The organism is Sinorhizobium saheli (genome assembly GCF_001651875.1).
In the GTDB taxonomy this organism is placed as follows: Bacteria; Pseudomonadota; Alphaproteobacteria; order Rhizobiales; family Rhizobiaceae; genus Sinorhizobium; species Sinorhizobium saheli.
Genome location: NZ_LNQB01000101.1, coordinates 19880 through 37743 on the forward strand (window position 1 = coordinate 19880; position 17864 = coordinate 37743).

At 63.4% G+C, this 17864-nt stretch carries 15 protein-coding genes; 8 read left to right on the top strand and 7 right to left on the bottom strand.

Features of this window, described 5'->3' with window-relative positions:
- Window positions 1–91: 91 nt before the first annotated feature.
- Entirely contained in the window at window positions 92–472 is a 381-nt protein-coding gene (locus tag ATB98_RS25810; protein ID WP_066878944.1) for a VOC family protein, read from the top strand.
- A 43-nt stretch (window positions 473–515) separates the two neighbouring features.
- Here ATB98_RS25810 and ATB98_RS25815 read toward each other — a convergent pair whose 3' ends face one another.
- The 5 genes from ATB98_RS25815 to ATB98_RS25835 all read right to left on the bottom strand — a co-directional run bounded on the left by ATB98_RS25815 (window position 516) and on the right by ATB98_RS25835 (window position 6927).
- The gene (locus ATB98_RS25815; protein WP_066878946.1) at window positions 516–1586 is read right to left on the bottom strand and encodes an ABC transporter ATP-binding protein; all 1071 of its coding nucleotides are present in this window, start codon (window positions 1584–1586) and stop codon (window positions 516–518) included.
- Window positions 1583–3847: a glycoside hydrolase family 2 protein gene (locus tag ATB98_RS25820; RefSeq protein ID WP_066879153.1), complete on the bottom strand. Its 2265-nt coding sequence runs from the start codon at window positions 3845–3847 to the stop codon at window positions 1583–1585. The genes ATB98_RS25815 and ATB98_RS25820 overlap by 4 nt, the downstream gene beginning before the upstream one ends.
- Before the next feature lie 8 nt (window positions 3848–3855).
- Window positions 3856–4677 (bottom strand): carbohydrate ABC transporter permease, encoded by an 822-nt coding sequence (locus tag ATB98_RS25825; protein WP_066878948.1) that lies wholly within the window; start codon window positions 4675–4677, stop codon window positions 3856–3858.
- Window positions 4674–5573: a carbohydrate ABC transporter permease gene (locus ATB98_RS25830; protein WP_066879156.1), complete on the bottom strand. Its 900-nt coding sequence runs from the start codon at window positions 5571–5573 to the stop codon at window positions 4674–4676. Before ATB98_RS25830 ends, ATB98_RS25825 begins: the two co-directional genes overlap by 4 nt.
- 79 nt (window positions 5574–5652) lie before the next feature.
- Window positions 5653–6927 (bottom strand): ABC transporter substrate-binding protein, encoded by a 1275-nt coding sequence (locus ATB98_RS25835; protein WP_066878950.1) that lies wholly within the window; start codon window positions 6925–6927, stop codon window positions 5653–5655.
- Window positions 6928–7122: 195 nt separating this feature from the next.
- Between ATB98_RS25835 and ATB98_RS25840 the strand changes: the two genes are divergently transcribed.
- On the top strand, window positions 7123–7371 hold the full coding sequence (locus ATB98_RS25840) for a plasmid stabilization protein (protein WP_066878953.1): 249 nt from the start codon (window positions 7123–7125) through the stop codon (window positions 7369–7371).
- Window positions 7368–7781: a type II toxin-antitoxin system VapC family toxin gene (locus ATB98_RS25845; RefSeq protein ID WP_066878955.1), complete on the top strand. Its 414-nt coding sequence runs from the start codon at window positions 7368–7370 to the stop codon at window positions 7779–7781. Before ATB98_RS25840 ends, ATB98_RS25845 begins: the two co-directional genes overlap by 4 nt.
- Here ATB98_RS25845 and ATB98_RS25850 read toward each other — a convergent pair.
- Complete coding sequence (locus tag ATB98_RS25850; protein WP_066878957.1) at window positions 7778–8827, bottom strand: LacI family DNA-binding transcriptional regulator; 1050 nt, start codon at window positions 8825–8827, stop codon at window positions 7778–7780. The two genes, ATB98_RS25845 and ATB98_RS25850, sit on opposite strands and share 4 nt — an antisense overlap.
- Before the next feature lie 70 nt (window positions 8828–8897).
- Complete coding sequence (locus ATB98_RS25855; RefSeq protein ID WP_066878960.1) at window positions 8898–9833, bottom strand: AraC family transcriptional regulator; 936 nt, start codon at window positions 9831–9833, stop codon at window positions 8898–8900.
- 197 nt (window positions 9834–10030) lie between these two features.
- On the opposite strand from ATB98_RS25855, the gene melA reads away from it, so the two are divergent.
- The 5 genes from melA to ATB98_RS25880 all read left to right on the top strand — a co-directional run bounded on the left by melA (window position 10031) and on the right by ATB98_RS25880 (window position 17848).
- Entirely contained in the window at window positions 10031–11503 is a 1473-nt protein-coding gene (gene melA, locus ATB98_RS25860) for an alpha-glucosidase/alpha-galactosidase (RefSeq protein ID WP_066878962.1), read from the top strand.
- Between the two features lie 325 nt (window positions 11504–11828).
- Window positions 11829–13910, top strand: a complete 2082-nt coding sequence (locus ATB98_RS25865; RefSeq protein WP_066878964.1) for an ABC transporter substrate-binding protein — start codon at window positions 11829–11831, stop codon at window positions 13908–13910.
- Window positions 13911–14028: 118 nt separating this feature from the next.
- Entirely contained in the window at window positions 14029–15036 is a 1008-nt protein-coding gene (locus tag ATB98_RS25870) for an ABC transporter permease (RefSeq protein WP_066878967.1), read from the top strand.
- Between the two features lie 2 nt (window positions 15037–15038).
- Entirely contained in the window at window positions 15039–16166 is a 1128-nt protein-coding gene (locus ATB98_RS25875) for an ABC transporter permease (RefSeq protein ID WP_066878969.1), read from the top strand.
- Window positions 16167–16177: 11 nt separating this feature from the next.
- Window positions 16178–17848 (top strand): ABC transporter ATP-binding protein, encoded by a 1671-nt coding sequence (locus tag ATB98_RS25880; protein ID WP_066878971.1) that lies wholly within the window; start codon window positions 16178–16180, stop codon window positions 17846–17848.
- Window positions 17849–17864 lie beyond the last annotated feature (16 nt).

A 17864-nucleotide genomic window follows, 5' to 3' on the forward strand; every position in this document is an offset into this window, starting at 1 on the left:
CGCGCTTCTGTGGCTCCCAAGTCTGTTCTGGTAGGATCTGACCGGTGAGATTGCGGCTCTTGCCGCGATTGTCATCCGAAGGAGCAAGGCTATGCAGGATATGGTGAATGTTCGATACATCGTCGACGATGTCGAGGCGGCTGTTTCCTGGTATCAACGACTTCTGGGCTTCGAACTGATCTCGAACCACGCGCCGGCCTTCGCGGACATCAAACGCGGGGCGCTCCGCCTCCTTGTCAGCGGCCCGAAAAGCTCGGCGGGGCGTGCGATGGCCGATGGCGAGCGTCCGGTTCCCGGCGGCTGGAACCGCATCCATCTCGTCGTCGACGACCTTGCGGATGAGATGAAGCGGCTCGAAGAAGCCGGAGCCCGCTTTCGCAACGAGGTTGTTTCCGGCCCCGGCGGACAGCAGGTTCTGCTTATCGATCCGTCGGGGAACCTGGTGGAGCTGTTCCAGCCCGCCGGGAAATAGACGCGGTGCGTCATGAGCCGCGTCTCGGCATCCTGAAGCGGGGCTATCGCAATCGCTTGCCGTCGGCGTCGAAGACGAGCGCACAGGCCGGGTCGAAGCGGGCGGCGATGCGCTCGCCCGCCTTGAGGCCGCGGCCGTTCTTCGTTTCGATGACCACGAGTTCGCCATTGCCGTGGCGGGCATAGGCGAAGGTCTCGCCGCCGAGATGTTCCAGCATGTCGATCGTGAGGTCGAGGCTTGCCGAACCTTGATCGTTGAAATGCTCGGGGCGAATGCCGATCGTCACCCGCGTTTCCGGTGCCGCCCTCGCGTTCACGGGTATTCTCGCGTCGCCGTAGTCCGGCAGGCGCGCATACGTCCGCCCGTCGGCCGCCTCGATCACGCCCTTCAAGAAATTCATCTTCGGCGAGCCGATGAAGCCGGCGACGAAGAGGTTGGCCGGATCGTCATAGAGATCGAGCGGCGAGCCGACCTGCTCGACGACGCCGCCGCGCATCACGACGATCTTGTCGGCGAGCGTCATCGCCTCGACCTGGTCGTGGGTCACGTAGATGATGGTGGCGGCGAGCTGCTTGTGCAGCCGCGCGATCTCGATGCGCATGTGCACGCGCAGTTCCGCATCGAGGTTGGAGAGCGGCTCGTCGAAGAGGAAGATCTTCGGATGCCGGACGATCGCCCGGCCGATCGCCACGCGCTGGCGCTGGCCGCCGGAAAGCTGCTTCGGCTTGCGGTCGAGCAGCGGTCCGAGTTCGAGAATCCCGGCCGCCTCGCTCACGCGTTTCTCGATCTCCGCTTTGGGTACGCCGGCGAAGCGCAGGGCGAAGCCCATGTTCTCGCGCACCGTCATATGCGGATAGAGCGCATAGGACTGGAAGACCATGGCGATGCCGCGCTTCGACGGATCGACATCGTTCATCAGCACATCGTCGATCGTGAGGTCGCCGGAGGTGATGTCCTCCAGCCCGGCGATCATCCTGAGCAGGGTCGACTTGCCGCAGCCGGACGGGCCGACGAAGACGACGAACTCGCCGGACCTGATGTCGAGATCGACCCCTTTGATAACTTCAAAGCCGCCATAGGACTTGCGGACGTCGCTCAGTTGCAGCTCGCTCATGCGCTCGCCGCTCCTTCGGCCGTGGCGGAGAGCTCGAGCTTCGCCGTGCCCAGCCGCGACGATGCGACGCCGAGGCGAATCGCGCCGGCGGTGCCCGTCGATTCCAGCCAGAAGCCGGTCGTGCCACCCTGGAAAACCAGCCGCGCCGGTCCGATCAGCCGCGCCGGACCCTCGACGGTGATGTCGACGGCATCGTTCAGGAAGGGCAGGATATTGCCGACCTGGTCGAGCGCGCGAACGATTACGCGGACGCTGTCGCGCCCCTCGGCGCTGATCGTCTTGCTGTCGGCCTTGACCTCGAGCGTCATCGGCACCGGATCGGCGACCATCCTGAGGTGGGCCGCCGGCTTGCCGCCGATGAAACCGCTGAATTCGGCGCTTTCCCACTTCATGCCCCAGACACCGAGCTCGTCCTTGGTGAAGTGGCGGTGGTCGATGACGACTGGCGCATGCGGCAGGTGCGGGAAGTTCTCGCGGTCCGGGCGAACGCGCTTGGTGAGCGAACCGTATTTGAGCTCCACCTCGTCGCAATTGGTGAGCACGATCAGGGGCAGCACGCCGCCGATGTTGCGCTCGCCGCGTGCCCAGAAGGTGACCGGCTTCATCACCACTTCTTCCGACGGATCGCATTGGCTTGCATAGACGTAGGCCGCGAATTTCGGCTCGCGGAACATGTCCATGACGCCGTGGTAGCAGATGCGGTCGCCGGAGCCGAAATCCTTGTGGGTGTTGTAGTCGAACATGCACCAGCCGATCGCGCCGGAGATGCTTGGGTCCGCATGGGCGGCGTTCAGCACCTCCAGATGCCGGCGGACATGCTCGGCCTGCCGCTGCTCCTGATCATAGATCTTCGTCGGATACATGTGGCCGCCGAATTCGGTGATGAGGTAGGGCACCTTGCGGGAAAGCCCGGTGCATTCCTGCTGCGGGCGCAACGCCGTGCGCGGCCGGTTGGCGCCCGGCAGTTCCTCGTTGCCGAGGATGAAGTCGTTCATCGTATAGACGTCTTCGAGGAACTCGCTGTCGGTGATGTAGCGCACGCCGCCCGTCTGCCGGGTCGGGTCGAGCTCGCGGGCGAGGCGGTTCGTCTCGACGTAGAAATCGTGCGAATCCTGCGACTCGTTGATCCTGACGCCCCAGATGACGATCGAGGGATGGTTCCAGTCGCGCTCGATCATCCGGCGCACGTTCAGGATCGCTTCCCGTTTCCAGGCCTCGCCGCCGATATGCTGCCAGCCGGGGATTTCCTCGAAGACCAGAAGGCCGATGCGGTCGCAATGGTCGAGGAACCACTTCGACTGCGGGTAATGCGAGGTGCGGACGAGGTTGCAGTGAAGCGTGTGCTTCAAGAGTTCCGCGTCGCGCTCCTGGGCGCTGCGCCCCATGGCGTAGCCGACATAGGGGAAGGACTGGTGGCGGTTGAGGCCGCGGATCTTGAGCGGCCGGCCGTTCAGCCGGAAGCCCTCGGTGGTGAATTCCGCCGTGCGGAAGCCGAAATGGGATGTGAGGCGGTCACGCCCCCGGTCCGTCCGCAGCTGCACCTCGATCTGGTAGCGGATGGGCGCGTCGATGTCCCAGAGCGACAGCCCCGCAAGGCCGGTCATGTCGAGCGTCACGTCTTCGCCGCTGGTCTCGCCAACCGCCTCGGCGAGCAGCGCGCCGTCCGCATCCCTCAACAGCGCCGTTACCGTGCCGGCAAAGGCAAGCCCCTGCGGATTGGAAAGATCGCAGCGGACCGAGACGGATTTCCTGTCGGAAAGCACGTCGCGCGTCTCGATCTTGATATTGGCGATCGAGACGGCGTCCGTGACTTTCAGCCAGACGTCGCGATAGATGCCGGCATAGGTCAGATAGTCGATCCGGCCGCCGAAGGGCGGAATCTCCGGGTTCTCGCTGCCGTCGATCTTGACGGTGATCAGGTTGTCGCCATCACGGAGCTTGCCGGTCAGCCGCGCCTCGAAGGGCGTGTAGCCGTCCTTGTGCGCGATGATCTCTTCGCCGTTCAAGTAGACGACGGCATCGGCCATCGCGGCGTCGAAGACGAGCGAGACCTCGCGGCCGGCGAAATCCGGGTGCCAGGCGATGACCTTCTGATAGGTGAAGGCGCGCTGGTAGGAGGTCTCGTCGAAATAGTTGAACGGCAGCTCGACCGCATTGTGCGGCAGGCTCACGGCGGTGCCGGCCTTGAGCCTGCCGGCGTCGGCGGGGTCGAAGCCTTCGGAAAAGACCCATGAATCATTGAAGGAAGTAACAGAGCGCATCATCGTTCCTATTTGACTGAGCCCAGCATGCCCTGGACGAACTGGCGTTGCATGAAGAAGAAGACGGCAAGCGTCGGCAGCGTCGCCAGGATGGTGCCGACCATCACCACGCCGTAATCGGGGTAGTAGGCGGAGGCGAGCGACGAGATGACCAGCGTAATCGTCTTCGTCTCGTTGGACTGCAGCACGATCAGCGGCCAGAGATAATTGTTCCACGCGGTCATGAAGACGATGATGAAGGCCGCCGCATAGGTCGAGCGCATCACCGGCACGTAGATGAAGAGGAAGATCTGCCATTCCTTCAGCCCATCGACCTTGGCGGCGTCGCGCAGCTCGGACGGGAAGGCCTTGGTGCTCTGGCGGAAGTAGAAGATGACGAAGGCCGAGCCGATCGAGGGCAGGACGACCGCGATATGGGTGTTGATGAGCCCCGCCTTGCCCATCATGATGAAGAGCGGGATCATCAGCGCGGCGAAGGGGATCATCAGCGTGAGCAGCATCGCGCGATAGACCCGTTCGCGATGGCGTGAGCGGAACATCTCGAAGCCGTAGCCGGCAAGCGACGAGACGGCGAGCGTCAGCACCGTCGCAAAGATCGCGACCTTCGCCGAGTTCCAGAAGACGAGCGGTACGTTCACGGTGGTGAAGAATTTGCCGACGTTCGCCGTGAATGCTTCGCCCGGCAGGATCCTGCCCTTGATGATGTCGATCGAGGAATTGCTGGCGCCGAGCACCATCCAGATGAAGGGGAAGATGGAGAGGAAGGCCATCAGCCCGAGAAAGCCGTAGGTAAACGTCGCGGTGGCGATGCGTCCAATGCCGTTTTTCATCGGTCGCGCTCCCTTGCGGCGTAGAACTGGATGCAGGCGAGCAGCGCGACGAGGATGACGATGACGTAGGAGACCGTCGCCGCATAGCCGAAACTCGGCATGAAGCGGAAGGTGAGATTGTAGATGTAGAGCGAGAGCGTCAGCGTCGCGTTGGAGGGGCCGCCCTTGCCCTCGGTGAGGTTGTAGACCTCGTCGAAAAGCTGCAGTGTGCCGATTGTCGAGATAACGGTGGTGAAGAGGATGACCGGCTTCAGGAGCGGAATGGTGATGTGGGTGAAGCGGGCCCAGGCGGGGACGCCGTCGATGCGGGCGACCTCGTAGATCGACCGGTCGATGTTCTGCAGCGCCGCGAGGTAGAAGATCATGTTGTAGCCGGTCCAGCGCCAGGTGATGGCGATGATGACGAGCGTCTTCGCCCAGAAGGGATGCGTCAGCCACGGGATGGGCGACGATATGATGCCGACCGCCGCAAGCGTCGAATTGACGATGCCGTCGATCGCGAACATGCCCTTGAAGAGAACCGAATAGGCGACGAGGGAGGTGACGCAAGGCAGGAAGATCGCCGTGCGGAAAAGCCCCCGGCCGACGAGGCGCGGGTTGTTGAGGAGCGAGGCGAGGATCAGCGCCAGCAGGATCATGATCGGCACCTGCACGACGAAATAGGTCATCGTGTTGGTGAGCGCCTTGATGAAGACCGGATCGTTCCAGAGCCGAACGATGTTGGCGAAGCCCGCGAACTTCATCATCATGCCGCGGCCGGACTGGAATGACATCCAGAGCGACCAGGCGATCGGATAGATCATGAAGAGGGCGATGAGCCCGAGTGCCGGCGCGACGAACAGCCAGCCATTGACGTCATAGTATCGGCCGATGCCGCCGCGGCGTGCGAGAGCCATCGTCAACCCCGTGATAGCAAGGATGGTTGGCCGTGGCTCATCGCCACGACCGGAAGCGGGTAGAGGTCGGATGCGCCGCCTACTGGATCTGGCCGCTGATCTCGGAGTCGATCGCCTTCAGTACCTCGTCGACGGGCGTTCCCTGGGTGATCGCCGGCAGTTGCGCGGTGACGGCGGTGTCGGCCTCGTTGGTGAAGACGCCGTAGTTGACCGAGGGAACCTTCGACAGCCAGTCGGAGAAGGTCTGCCAGACCTTCTCGCCGCCGAAGAACGGGTCGGCAGCCTCGTAGGCCGCGCCGCCCCGGGCGGCGAGCAGCGTGCCGACGGCGCCGCGCTCCTGCAGGATCTTCTGGTAGAAATCGATGTCCTTGCCGTAGATCTCGTTCAGGAAGTCGATCGCCTCGGCTTTCTCGGCGGAGCTCTCAAGCACATACCAGCTCGATCCGCCAAGGTTCGAGGCATGGGTGGCACCGTCGACGGCAAGCGCCGGGATCGGGGCGACGCCCCATTTGCCGGCCTGGTCCGGCTGTGCCTTGACGGTGCCGGTGATCCACACGCCGGTCACGACCGTCGCGACATCGCCGGACGTGAAGGTGCCGACCCAGTCGGTCCAGCCGTTGGCGGGCTTGTAGATATCGGCCTGCATGATCTTGCCGACGGTCTCGAGCGCCGCCTTCAGCGCCGCATTGCCGGTGATGTTCGGCTTGCCTTCCTTGTCGAAATACCATTGCCCGGCCGACTGCATCATGATGCGGACGATGCCGGCATCGTTCGGGTCGAGGCCCATCATCTTCTTGCCGGTCTTCGCCTCGACCTGCTTGCCGATCTCGATGAAGCGGTCCCAGGTGAGGTTCTGCATGTCCTCCGGCTTGAACCCGGCCTGTTCGAGGTAGTCCTTGCGGTAGTAGAGGCCGGTGACGCCGGAATCGAAAGGCATGCCGTAGACCTGACCGTCCACGGTCATCACCTCGGCCTTGTAGGGAGCGAAACCGGAATAGTCGACGGTGCCGGAGAGTGGCGCGAAGGCGCCGGGGAAGGATTGCAGGTATTTCTGCGCGCCGTAGTCCTCGATGAGGACGATGTCGGGCAGCGCGTCGGCGGTCCCGGATGCGAGACCCGTCTGCAGCTTCTGCTCGACGTCGGTCTTGGCGAAATCGACGACATTGAAGGTGACGTCCGGATGCGTCTTCGTGTAGCGGGCGCCCGCCTCCTTCATGATCGCCACGTTGAAATTCGGATCCCAGCACCAGATGGTGATTTCCTTGGCCTCGGCGGCAGTCACCGCCAGGAAGCTTGCGCCCGCCAAAGCGAGGCCGGCGATACGCGGCAGATAGGCACGCGCCAGATTGTCCATTGATTCCTCCCTCAATGTTCGTTCCCCGAGACAGGTCCTCTCTGTCTCGGGGAGGGAGTATTTCTCAAAATTTCGGCGGAGGCAATATTTTCAGTAAATTTTTACTTGGGTCTGTTCCGGCATGCCAGCTCGATGGCTGCTGCCATCTTGATGGCAGCAGCCACAGGGCCTATATTGGTGACAAAGGAGATGGAAATGGCTGCCCCGCAACTTTCTGTCCGAAGTGCCAAGGCTCGCGATCTCGCGCATCGGCTCGCACGCCGCGAAAACCGCTCGATTGCGGATATCGTGGAGCGGGCTCTCGAATTGTATGAGGTGCGAGAAGCTGGTCGAGAACCAGCCGCGGCCTTTTATACGCGCTTGTCCGCGAGCTACGGCGCCGATGTCGACCTCGAGGCGGTCATCAGGGAAGGGCGCAAAGCCCACACGGGTCCTGAACTTTGATTTTCGTAGACACCAACGTCGTCTCGGAAACCCTGCGCAAAACTCCGTCCGAAGCCGTCGTCGCCTGGCTCGTGCGCCACGATGCGGAGCTTGCGCTTCCGACGGTAACGATTGCCGAAATCGCCTACGGCATCGAAAAGATCATGCCGGATCAAAGGGCCGAGCGACTGCAGCAAGGGCTCTCCGAGTGGCGGCAACGCTTCGCCGATCGGATATTCGGCCTGACCGAGGAGGCTGCTTTGGCATATGGCGAGATCATGGGTGCGTCGTCGCGGCAAGGTCGCACCATGTCGGCGCCTGATGGAATGATCGCCGCTATTGCGCGGGTGAACGGGGGGCGCTTGGCCACGCGTAACCTTGCGGACTTCGCAACGACGGGCCTCGACCTGATCTCGCCCTGGGATTTTTAGGCCAGCCGCTTTTCCGGGTCTCTCTTTTCGGCCGCAGCCGGCGTGCTTTCCCGCCAGATCATTTCGGTGCCGAGAACCACCTTCTTGGATACCTCCCGCCCGGAAAGACGTTCCAGCAAGAGATCGACCGCCGTTTCTCCGATCAGCTCCGCGGGTATCTTGACGGTGGAAAGCGGCGGTCCGAGAAACTGCGCGACCGGAATGTCGTTGAAGCTCGCCACGGCGACGTCCTCGGGGATCCTGAGGCCCAGCTCGTGGATCGCCCGGTAGGCGCCGAGCGCCATGTTGTCGTTGCAGGTGATCAGGATCTCGGGTGGATTGGGCCTTGCGAGCATTGCCCTTGTCAGCGCGTAGCCGCTGTCGGGCGTCATCCGTTCGACCAGGCACAAATCCGGATCGTAGAGCCCGGCACTCGTCATCCATTCGATATAGGTGCGGCAGCGGCGCTCCGAATGGATGTTCTCGGGCTCGTGGAATGCATCGATCCAGCCGATGAAGCCGATCCGCCGGTAGCCCATGGAATGAACCGCTTCGAGGAGCCGCGTCATTGCCAGCGCGACGTCGCTCAAGACGCTGTCGTCCGCATCGCCGGCCGGCGCGTAATCGGCAAAGACGAGGTGGCGGCTGTGGCGGCGCAGCCATTCGAGCGCCTCGCCATAGTAGTGGCCAACGGCGACGACGCCGGACGCGCCCTCGAGCATCGCCGCTTCCGGAGCGTTGCCGGTCGGGAAGACCTTGATGATCTCGCTCTTCAGCGTCTGGCAGCGGCTTTCGATGCCGAGCCGCACGCCGACATAATAGGGGTCGGCCAGTTCCTGGGCCGGCACGAGGAAATGGACGAGCGCGATCTTCAGCCCGGCGCCAAGGCCCTGTGCCGCAGCGCGGCCGCGGTTGCGCGGTGTCGCGTAGTTGAGCGCCTCCGCCGTCTCGATGATCGCCTGGCGCTTGCTTGTCGAGATCGACAGTGTCGGATCGTAGTTCAAGACCCGCGACACGGTCGCCGACGAGACGCCGACAGCCGCTGCGATTTCCTTGATTGTGACCATTCTCTTTCAGTCCCGCCTGTCAGCCGCGTGCAGTGTATCACTCGTTTAGTAAAATTTTATCGCGCTTTTTTCAATCGCAAGCGGCAGCAAGCGTGGTCACGGATTCGCCGATCCTCGCGGCCTTGGGCGGCACACTCGCATACATGCCGGTCGTGCGGAATTCGGTCGGGCTGGCGCCGAAGACGCGGCGAAAGACCTTTGCGAAATAGTTCGGATCTTCGAAACCGGACAGGATCGCGACCTCTTTGACCGGCAGGTCGGCGGCTTTGGTGAGGAGCTTCACCGCCCGCTGCAGCCGCTTCTGCAGCACGAACTCGGCGGGCGGCATGCCTTCGCTCGCGGCGAAGACGCGCGAGAAATGGGCGCGACTCATGCCCGACACCCGGGCAAGCTCCTCGACCGGCAGCGCCTTGTCGAGATTGGCAAGTATGTGATCGATGACGTGCTGCATCTTCCGGTATTCTTCGCTTAAGACCGGATGCGAGCCGAAGACATCGTCGTAAAGCGCCATCGCCGCCTCGTAGGCGATCGCCGAGGCGCGGCCCGGCGTCTCCCCGCCGGTGATGAGACGCAGGCTGCAATCGGCGAGGTGCTCGATCGTCTCCGGCTGCAGCTTCAGGACCGGGCCGGTGACGGCGAGAATGGCGCGGTGGATTCTAAGCGCCTCCTCGCCGTTCATGGATATCCAGAAGAATTCCCAGCGCCCGCCCTCCTCCAGCCAATAGCGGTGGTTGTGGGGCACGAGGAGCAAGAGCGTTTCGCCCGGCCGCAGCCTGTGGGTGCGGTTCTCGTAACGCAGATTGCCGGCGCCGCCGATCGTGTGCTGCAGCACGGTAAACGGCGTCTGGCCGCGCTTTCGCCCGTCCCAGTCGTAGTTCGCATCGGTCCTGATCTCATAGCCGGTGCTCGTCGGCATCGTGTGCAGGCTCTGCCTTCCCCGCGGCAGCGAAACGGTCCGCATGCTCGGCCCGCGGTCGATCAATTGCTGCAGCACAGAATTACCCATAAAAGCACAATCCCTCTCTAGTCGTGCGTCCGATTATACACATAATGGCCGCAGAACACGCAAGGGCCCACGGCAGCCGGCGTAAGATCAGGGTTTTCAGCGGGGAAGGTCCGCAAAGAGTGGCAACGTCAATTCGATGAATTGATTTTACCCTTATTGCGCGAAGATCGCCGTTCGCGAGGAGGAATCAAACGAAAATGAGCAGCTTCAAGATCGCCATTATCGGCGCTGGCAGCGTCGGTTTCACCAAGAAGCTTTTCACCGATATCCTGTCGGTGCCGGAGCTTAGGGACGTCGAGTTCGCCTTGACGGATTTGAGCGAGCACAATCTCGGCATGATCAAGACGATCCTCGACCGGATCGTCGAGGCGAACAAGCTGCCGACGCGCGTGACGGCAACCACCGATCGTCGCAAGGCGCTCGAAGGCGCGCGCTACATCATCAGCTGCGTGCGGGTAGGCGGTCTCGACGCCTATGCGGACGACATCCGCATTCCGCTGAAATACGGCGTCGACCAATGCGTCGGCGACACGATCTGCGCCGGCGGCATTCTCTACGGCCAGCGCAACATTCCGGTGATCCTCGACTTCTGCAAGGACATCCGCGAAGTGGCCGAGCCGGGCGCCAAGTTCCTGAACTATGCCAATCCGATGGCGATGAACACCTGGGCGGCGATCGAGTACGGCAAGGTCGACACCGTCGGCCTCTGCCACGGCGTCCAGCACGGCGCCGAACAGATCGCCGAGATCCTCGGCGCCAGGGACGGCGAGCTCGATTACATCTGCTCCGGCATCAACCACCAGACCTGGTTCATCGATGTGCGGCTCAACGGCCGCAGGATCGGCAAGGACGAACTCGTCGCCGCCTTCGAGAGGCATCCGGTCTTTTCCAAGCAGGAGAAGCTCAGGATCGACGTGCTGAAGCGCTTCGGCGTCTATTCGACGGAGAGCAACGGCCATCTCTCCGAATACCTGCCCTGGTACCGCAAGCGCCCGGACGAGATCACCAAATGGATCGACATGTCGGACTGGATCCATGGCGAGACCGGCGGATATCTGCGCTACTCGACCGAGACCCGCAACTGGTTCGAGACGGAATATCCGCGCTTCCTCGAAGAGGCGGCGAGACCGCTCGAGACGATCAAGCGCTCGAACGAGCATGCGAGCCATATTCTCGAGGCGCTCGAGACCGGACGCGTCTATCGCGGCCACTTCAACGTCAAGAACGACGGCGTCATCACCAACCTGCCTGCGGACGCGATCATCGAGTCGCCCGGCTTCGTCGACCGCTTCGGCATCAACATGGTGTCCGGCATCACGCTTCCCGAGGCCTGTGCCGCCACCTGCCTGTCGTCGATCAACGTCCAGCGCATGTCGGTCCATGCGGCGATCACCGGCGATATCGACCTCCTGAAGCTCGCGGTGCTGCACGACCCGCTGGTCGGCGCGATCTGCACGCCGGAGGAGGTCTGGCAGATGGTCGACGAGATGGTGGTGGCCCAGGCTGAATGGCTGCCGCAATATGCGCATGCGCTCGACGCCGCGAAGGAGCGGCTGATGAAGGCGACGGTGAAGACCCGCGACTGGAAGGGTGCCGCGCGGCGCGAGGTGCGCTCGATCGAGGAGATCCGCGCCGAGAAGGAAGCGGCAAAGCTGCGCGCTGCGGGGTAGGCCGGTGGGCATAAACTACGGTGACGATTGCAACCCGCTTGGCCTGAGATTGCCTCTCACCCTAACCCTCTCCCCGCAGGCGGGGAGAGGGGACTTGGGCAGAGCGGCGCCGCGAATCCCCTTCGCCCCGCCTGCGCGGAGAAGGTGGCCGGCAGGCCGGACGAGGGGCAGTCCCGGATGAAAACGCATAATCTGCGGCAACAGACCGCCCGCATCGAAAAAACGCCACGATGACACCTGCGCGAGGAGACGCGGGTGCTCTTGGCCAACGGAGGAGCGCCACCCGTCCCGGCGTGGCGAACAACAGGAGGGAGAACCTGAGACAATGAAAACCCATCGACTGAAAACAACGGCCAGCCTGCTGATCGGCATTTCAGCCTTTGCCGTGCAGGCCTTTGCGTCCGAACCGACCGTGGTCCCCGAGCAGCCGCCCGTGCCGGCGCAGGGCAAGATCACCTATGTGCCGCGCGATTCCATTCTCGAGTTCAAGGCCCTTCCCGAATACAAGGAGCCGGAATGGGTCACTGAGAAATTCGTCAAGACCGGCAAGCTGCCGCCGGTCGCCGAGCGCCTGCCGAAGGAGCCGATGGTCTTCAAGACCGGCAACATGCCGGACGGCACCGGCGTCTACGGCGACGTCATGCGCCACGTGATCGGCGGCCGGCCGGAGGGCTGGAACTACAGCGCCGGCCAGACCCAGGGCTGGGGCGGCATCGACATCGGCATGTCGGAATGCCTGACGCGCACCGCGCCGCTCTACCAGGTCGAGGCCAGCGACGTCGAGCCGCTGCCGAACCTCGCCCGGAGCTGGGAGTGGTCCGAGGACGGCCACAAGCTGACCATGCACCTGATCGAGGGTGCGAAATGGTCGGACGGCGACCCCTTCGATGCCGACGACGTGATGTTCTACTGGGACGACAATGTCGTCGATCCGAACGTCTCGCCGCTGAATGGCGCGACGCCCGAGACCTTCGGCGAGGGGACGACGCTCAAGAAGGTCGACCAGTATACGGTCGAGTGGACCTTCAAGGAGGCCTTCCCGCGCCAGCATCTCTATGCCATGGCCTATGGCACCTTCTGCCCCGGCCCGTCGCATATCCTGAAGACCAAGCATCCGAAATACGCCGGCACGACTTACGACCAGTACAAGAACGGCTTCCCGCCGGAATACATGAACATTCCGGTGATGGGCGCCTGGGTGCCGGTAGCATACCGGCCGGACGACATCATCGTGCTGCGCCGCAATCCCTATTACTGGAAGGTCGACGAGGCCGGCAACCAGCTCCCCTATCTGAACGAAGTCCATTACAAGCTCTCGACCTGGGCCGACCGCGACGTGCAGGCGATCGCCGGATCGGGCGATTTCTCCAACCTCGAGCAGCCCGAGAACTTCGTGGAGTCGCTGAAGCGGGCAGCCAATGAAGCGGCCCCGGCGCGGCTCGCCTTCGGCCCGCGCGTCATCGGCTACAATCTGCGCATGAACTATTCGGCGAACGGCTGGGGAGAGCCGGACGAGCGGGCCCAGGCGGTGCGCGAGCTCAACCGCAATCTCGACTTCCGCAAGGCCGTCACCATGGCGGTCGATCGCAAGAAGCTTGGCGAAGCGCTGGTGAAGGGCCCGTTCACGGCGATCTATCCGGGCGGGCTCTCCTCCGGCACCAGCTTCTATGATCGGAACTCGACGATCTACTATCCCTACGACCTCGAAGGCGCCAAGGCGCTCCTCGAAAAGGTGGGCCTCAAGGACACCGACGGCAACGGCATCGTCAACTTCCCGGAAGGGACCGCCGGCGGCGCCGACGTGCAGATCGTGATGCTCGTCAATTCCGACTACGGCACCGACCGCAACCTCGCGGAAGGCCTGATCGGCCAGATGGAACATCTCGGCCTCAAGGTGGTCCTGAACGCCGTCGACGGCACCAAGCGCGATGCGACGCAATATGCCGGCAAGTTCGACTGGCTCATCCGCCGCAACGACCAGGAGCTGACCTCTGTCGTGCAGAACACGACGCAGCTTGCCCCCACCGGTCCGCGTACCAGCTGGCATCACCGGGCGCCGGAGAGCGGTGAGGTCGACCTCCTGCCGCACGAGAAGGAACTCGTCGATCTCGTCAACAAGTTCATCGCCAGCCAGGATAACGAAGAGCGGGCGGAACTGATGAAGCAGTTCCAGAAGGTCTCGACGGAGAATGTCGACACGGTCGGTCTCACCGAATATCCGGGCGCGCTGATCATCAACAAGCGCTTCTCGAACATTCCTCCGGGCGCGCCGATCTTCATGTTCAACTGGGCGGAGGACACGATCATCCGCGAGCGGGTCTTCGTGGCGGCCGACAAGCAGGGCGACTACGAGCTCTATGCGGATCAGCTCCCCGGCAAGCCGGGCGAGGCGGGCCCGATCAACTGAAACTGAACCGCGCCTCCCGGTTCCAGGCCGCGGGCCGGGAGGCGACAGCCATTTCACTCCGAGGGCGAGTGCCGGCAGTTGCCGCATCGTCCACGGAAAACGACAGAAGGAAACGGCCATGTTCAGGTTTCTGCTTGTCCGCGTCGCCTCTGCCATACCGGTGCTCTTCGTGCTGAGCGTGGTGACCTTTGCCATCATCCAGGCTCCGCCCGGCGACTATAGCGACTATATCCGCTCCCAGCTCATCAACCAGGGCGGGGCATCCTTCGAGGAGGCTGACGCGCAGGCGCAGGCCTATCGCAAGGAACACGGCCTCGACAAGCCGCTGCCGGTCCAATACGTCGACTGGATCACCGGCATCGTCACGCGCGGCGATTTCGGCCACAGCCTCTATTACAACAAGCCGGTTGCCGACGTCGTCGGCGAACGCCTGCCGCGCACGCTGGCACTGGCGCTCGTCTGCCACATCCTCGCCTCCGTGATCGGCATCGGCTTCGGCATTCTGGCGGCGACGCGGCAATATTCCTGGGTCGACAGCCTGCTTTCGACCGTCTCCTTCCTCGGCATGACGGTGCCGCGCTTCCTGATGGCGCTGATCATCGTCTATATCCTCGTTTTCCACTTCAATGTGAGCGAGATCAACAGCTTCCATTCCGCCCGCTATGGCGGTGCACCCTGGTCCTTCGACAAATTCGTCGACCTGGTGAAGCATGTCTGGCCGGTCGTGGCGATCGCCACCTTCGGCGGGCTCGCCTACAACATGCGCGTCATGCGCGGCAACCTGCTCGACACGCTTAACGCCCAATATGTCGAGACGGCGCGCGCCAAGGGCCTGAGCGAGGGCGCCGTCGTGCTGCGCCACGCCGTCCCGAACGCGCTGCACCCGCTCGTCATGTACCAGGGCGTCGTGCTTCCCTACATGCTGACCGGCGAGATCGAGACGGCGATCATCTTCGCGCTGCCGACCGTCGGGCCGGCGATCGTCGGCTCCATGTGGGTAGGCGATGTCTACGTGACCGCCACGTTCATGCTGGTTCTCTCGGCAACGCTGATCGTCGGCAACATCATCGCCGACATGCTGCTCGCCGCGCTCGATCCGCGCGTGCGCATGGGAGGAGGGGCCTGACCATGACCATCGAAGTCAACGGCACCGTGCCGGTTACCATGCAGCCGGAAGAAAAACATCATCACGAGAGCTATACCGCCCTCGTCTGGCGACGCCTGAAGCGTTCGTGGACCGGCCTGCTTGGCCTGATCCTCGTCGGCCTGCTGATCCTGATGGCGATCCTTGCGGATTTCCTTTCGCCCGTCGATCCGAAGGCAACAGGCGTTGCCTTCGCGCCGCCGCAGGCGATCAGCTTCAGCGACAAGGAGGGCAATTTCGTCTTCCCGCCGAGGAGCTATCCGCTGCGGGAGGGGGAAGAGCTCGACCCGATCACCTTCCAGCCAGTCATCGGCCCCGATTATGACAATCCGCAGATCCTCGGCTTCTTCGTCAAGGGCGCGCCCTACCGGCTCTTCGGGCTGATCCCGGCCGAGCGCCATCTGTTCGGCGCCGTCGACGGAACGCCGGTGCATCTGCTCGGCACCGACAAGTTCGGCCGCGACGTCCTTTCCCGCATCCTCTACGGCTCGCGCATCTCGCTGATGATCGCCCTCGTGGTGGTCTCCATCGTCACCGCGGTCGGCACGACCGTCGGCATGGTTTCGGGTTATTTCGGCGGGCGCTTCGATGCCTGGGTGCAGCGCTTCGTCGAACTGGTGCTCGCCTTCCCGCAATTGCCGCTCTATCTGGCGCTCGCCTCGCTGATCCCGGTGACGGCGCCGACCAACGTCTTTCTCGCCTTCGTCATCATCGTGATGTCGGCGCTCGGCTGGGCACAGATGTCGCGGGAGGTGCGCGGCAAGACGCTGGCGCTGGCGCGGATCGATTATGTGCGGGCGGCAATTGCCATCGGCGCCACCGACCGGCGCATCATCTTCCAGCACATTTTCCCGAATGTGATGAGCCACGTCATCGTCGCCGTCACGCTGGCGATCCCGCAGGTGGTGCTGCTCGAATCCTTCCTCGGCTTCCTCGGTTTTGCGGTCAAGCCGCCGCTCATTTCCTGGGGGCTGATGCTGCAGGATACCTCGAATTATTCGGCGATCGGATCCTATCCCTGGATTCTCACGCCCGTCGCCTTCGTGCTCGTCACCGTCTTCGCCTTCAATGCGCTCGGCGACGGCCTGCGCGACGCAATCGATCCCTATTGAGGAGCACGCCGATGGCAACAGTCGAAACCATTGTCGCGGCACCGGAAGAACGGCGCGACCGCGAAACCAAGGACACGCGGCCGGTCATCGATGCCCGCAAGGTGGCCGTGACCTTCAAGGTCGAGAACGGCACCGTCGAGGCGGTGAAGGACGTCTCCTTCCAGCTCTATCGCGGCGAGACGATCGCGATCGTCGGCGAGTCCGGTTCGGGCAAGTCGGTGACGGCCCGCACCGTCATGGGGCTGCTTTCCAAGCGCGCCACGATCGCGTCGCATTCGCGCATCGAATATGACGGCAGGGACGTCCTGAAATTCTCGAAGCGCGAGCGCCGGGCGCTGCGCGGCGATCGTATCTCGATGATCTTCCAGGAGCCGATGAGCTCGCTGAACCCGGTCTATACGATCGGCAGCCAGATCATCGAGGCGATCCGGGCGCACCGCCGCGTGAGCCGCCGGGCCGCCGCCGAGCGGGCGCTCGAACTCCTGCGCCACGTGCAGATCCCGGACCCGGAGGCCCGCCTCAACCAATATCCGCACCAGCTTTCCGGCGGCCAGCGCCAGCGCGTGATGATCGCCATGGCGCTCGCCAACGATCCGGACGTGCTGATCGCCGACGAGCCGACGACGGCGCTCGACGTCACCGTGCAGGCGCAGATCCTCAACCTGATCCGCAAGCTGCAGCAGGAGCTCGGCATGGCGGTGATCCTGATCACCCACGACCTGACGGTGGTCAGGCAATTCTCCGACTACGTCTATGTGATGCAGCTCGGCGAGGTGAAGGAGCACAACACCACGGAAGCGCTCTTCGCCAGCCCGCAGCACGCCTATACGCGCCGGCTGCTCGCCTCCGAGCCGTCGGGCAGGGCCAATCCGCTCCCGGACAACGCGCCGATCGTGCTCGACGGTCGCAACGTTAGGGTCTCCTTCATGCTGAAGAAGGGCGGTTTCTTCAAGCCGGAGCTCAAAGAACTGGTCGCGGTCGACAGCCTCAGCCTCAATCTGCGCCGCCACGAGACGCTCGGCCTCGTCGGCGAATCCGGCTCCGGCAAGACCACCTTCGGCCAGGCGCTGATCCGGCTGATCAACACCGACGGCGGCGAGATCTATTTCGACGGCGAGCCGATCCACGGCAAGGACCGCAAGGGCATGCGGCCGCTGCGCTCGAAGATCCAGATCGTCTTCCAGGATCCTTTCTCCTCGCTCAATCCGCGCATGTCGGTCGGCCAGATCATCGAGGAGGGGCTGATCGTCAACGGCATCGGCGAGAACCGCAGGGACAGGCTCAAGCGGGTCCAGGATGCGCTCATCAGCGCCGGCATGCCGGCCAATATCCTGTCGCGCTTCCCGCACGAGTTCTCCGGCGGCCAGCGCCAGCGCATCGCGATCGCCCGCGCCATTGCGCTCGAGCCGGAATTCATCCTGCTCGACGAGCCGACCTCGGCGCTCGATCTCTCAGTGCAGGCCCAGATCATCGAGCTCCTGCGCAGGCTGCAGGACGAGCGGGGCTTGAGCTACCTCTTCATCTCCCACGACCTGAAGGTCGTGCGCGCACTCTGCCACCGCGTGGTTGTGATGCAGCACGGCAAGATCGTCGAGGAGGGTCCGGTGAACGACATCCTTTCCAATCCCAAGACTGCCTATACGGAGCGGCTCGTCAGAGCCGCGTTCGAAGTGGCCGCGTGACCTTCAAGAACAGAGG

Excerpts from the sequence above, each read along its gene's own strand:
- ATB98_RS25825 (WP_066878948.1), bottom strand. The coding sequence starts at position 4,677 with ATGAAAAACGGCATTGGACGCATCGCCACCGCGACGTTTACCTACGGC.
- ATB98_RS25865 (WP_066878964.1), top strand. The coding sequence starts at position 11,829 with ATGAAAACCCATCGACTGAAAACAACGGCCAGCCTGCTGATCGGCATT.
- ATB98_RS25855 (WP_066878960.1), bottom strand. The coding sequence starts at position 9,833 with ATGGGTAATTCTGTGCTGCAGCAATTGATCGACCGCGGGCCGAGCATG.
- ATB98_RS25820 (WP_066879153.1), bottom strand. The coding sequence starts at position 3,847 with ATGCGCTCTGTTACTTCCTTCAATGATTCATGGGTCTTTTCCGAAGGC.
- ATB98_RS25870 (WP_066878967.1), top strand. The coding sequence starts at position 14,029 with ATGTTCAGGTTTCTGCTTGTCCGCGTCGCCTCTGCCATACCGGTGCTC.
- ATB98_RS25810 (WP_066878944.1), top strand. The coding sequence starts at position 92 with ATGCAGGATATGGTGAATGTTCGATACATCGTCGACGATGTCGAGGCG.
- ATB98_RS25815 (WP_066878946.1), bottom strand. The coding sequence starts at position 1,586 with ATGAGCGAGCTGCAACTGAGCGACGTCCGCAAGTCCTATGGCGGCTTT.
- melA (WP_066878962.1), top strand. The coding sequence starts at position 10,031 with ATGAGCAGCTTCAAGATCGCCATTATCGGCGCTGGCAGCGTCGGTTTC.
- ATB98_RS25850 (WP_066878957.1), bottom strand. The coding sequence starts at position 8,827 with ATGGTCACAATCAAGGAAATCGCAGCGGCTGTCGGCGTCTCGTCGGCG.
- ATB98_RS25830 (WP_066879156.1), bottom strand. The coding sequence starts at position 5,573 with ATGGCTCTCGCACGCCGCGGCGGCATCGGCCGATACTATGACGTCAAT.
- ATB98_RS25840 (WP_066878953.1), top strand. The coding sequence starts at position 7,123 with ATGGCTGCCCCGCAACTTTCTGTCCGAAGTGCCAAGGCTCGCGATCTC.
- ATB98_RS25835 (WP_066878950.1), bottom strand. The coding sequence starts at position 6,927 with ATGGACAATCTGGCGCGTGCCTATCTGCCGCGTATCGCCGGCCTCGCT.
- ATB98_RS25875 (WP_066878969.1), top strand. The coding sequence starts at position 15,039 with ATGACCATCGAAGTCAACGGCACCGTGCCGGTTACCATGCAGCCGGAA.
- ATB98_RS25880 (WP_066878971.1), top strand. The coding sequence starts at position 16,178 with ATGGCAACAGTCGAAACCATTGTCGCGGCACCGGAAGAACGGCGCGAC.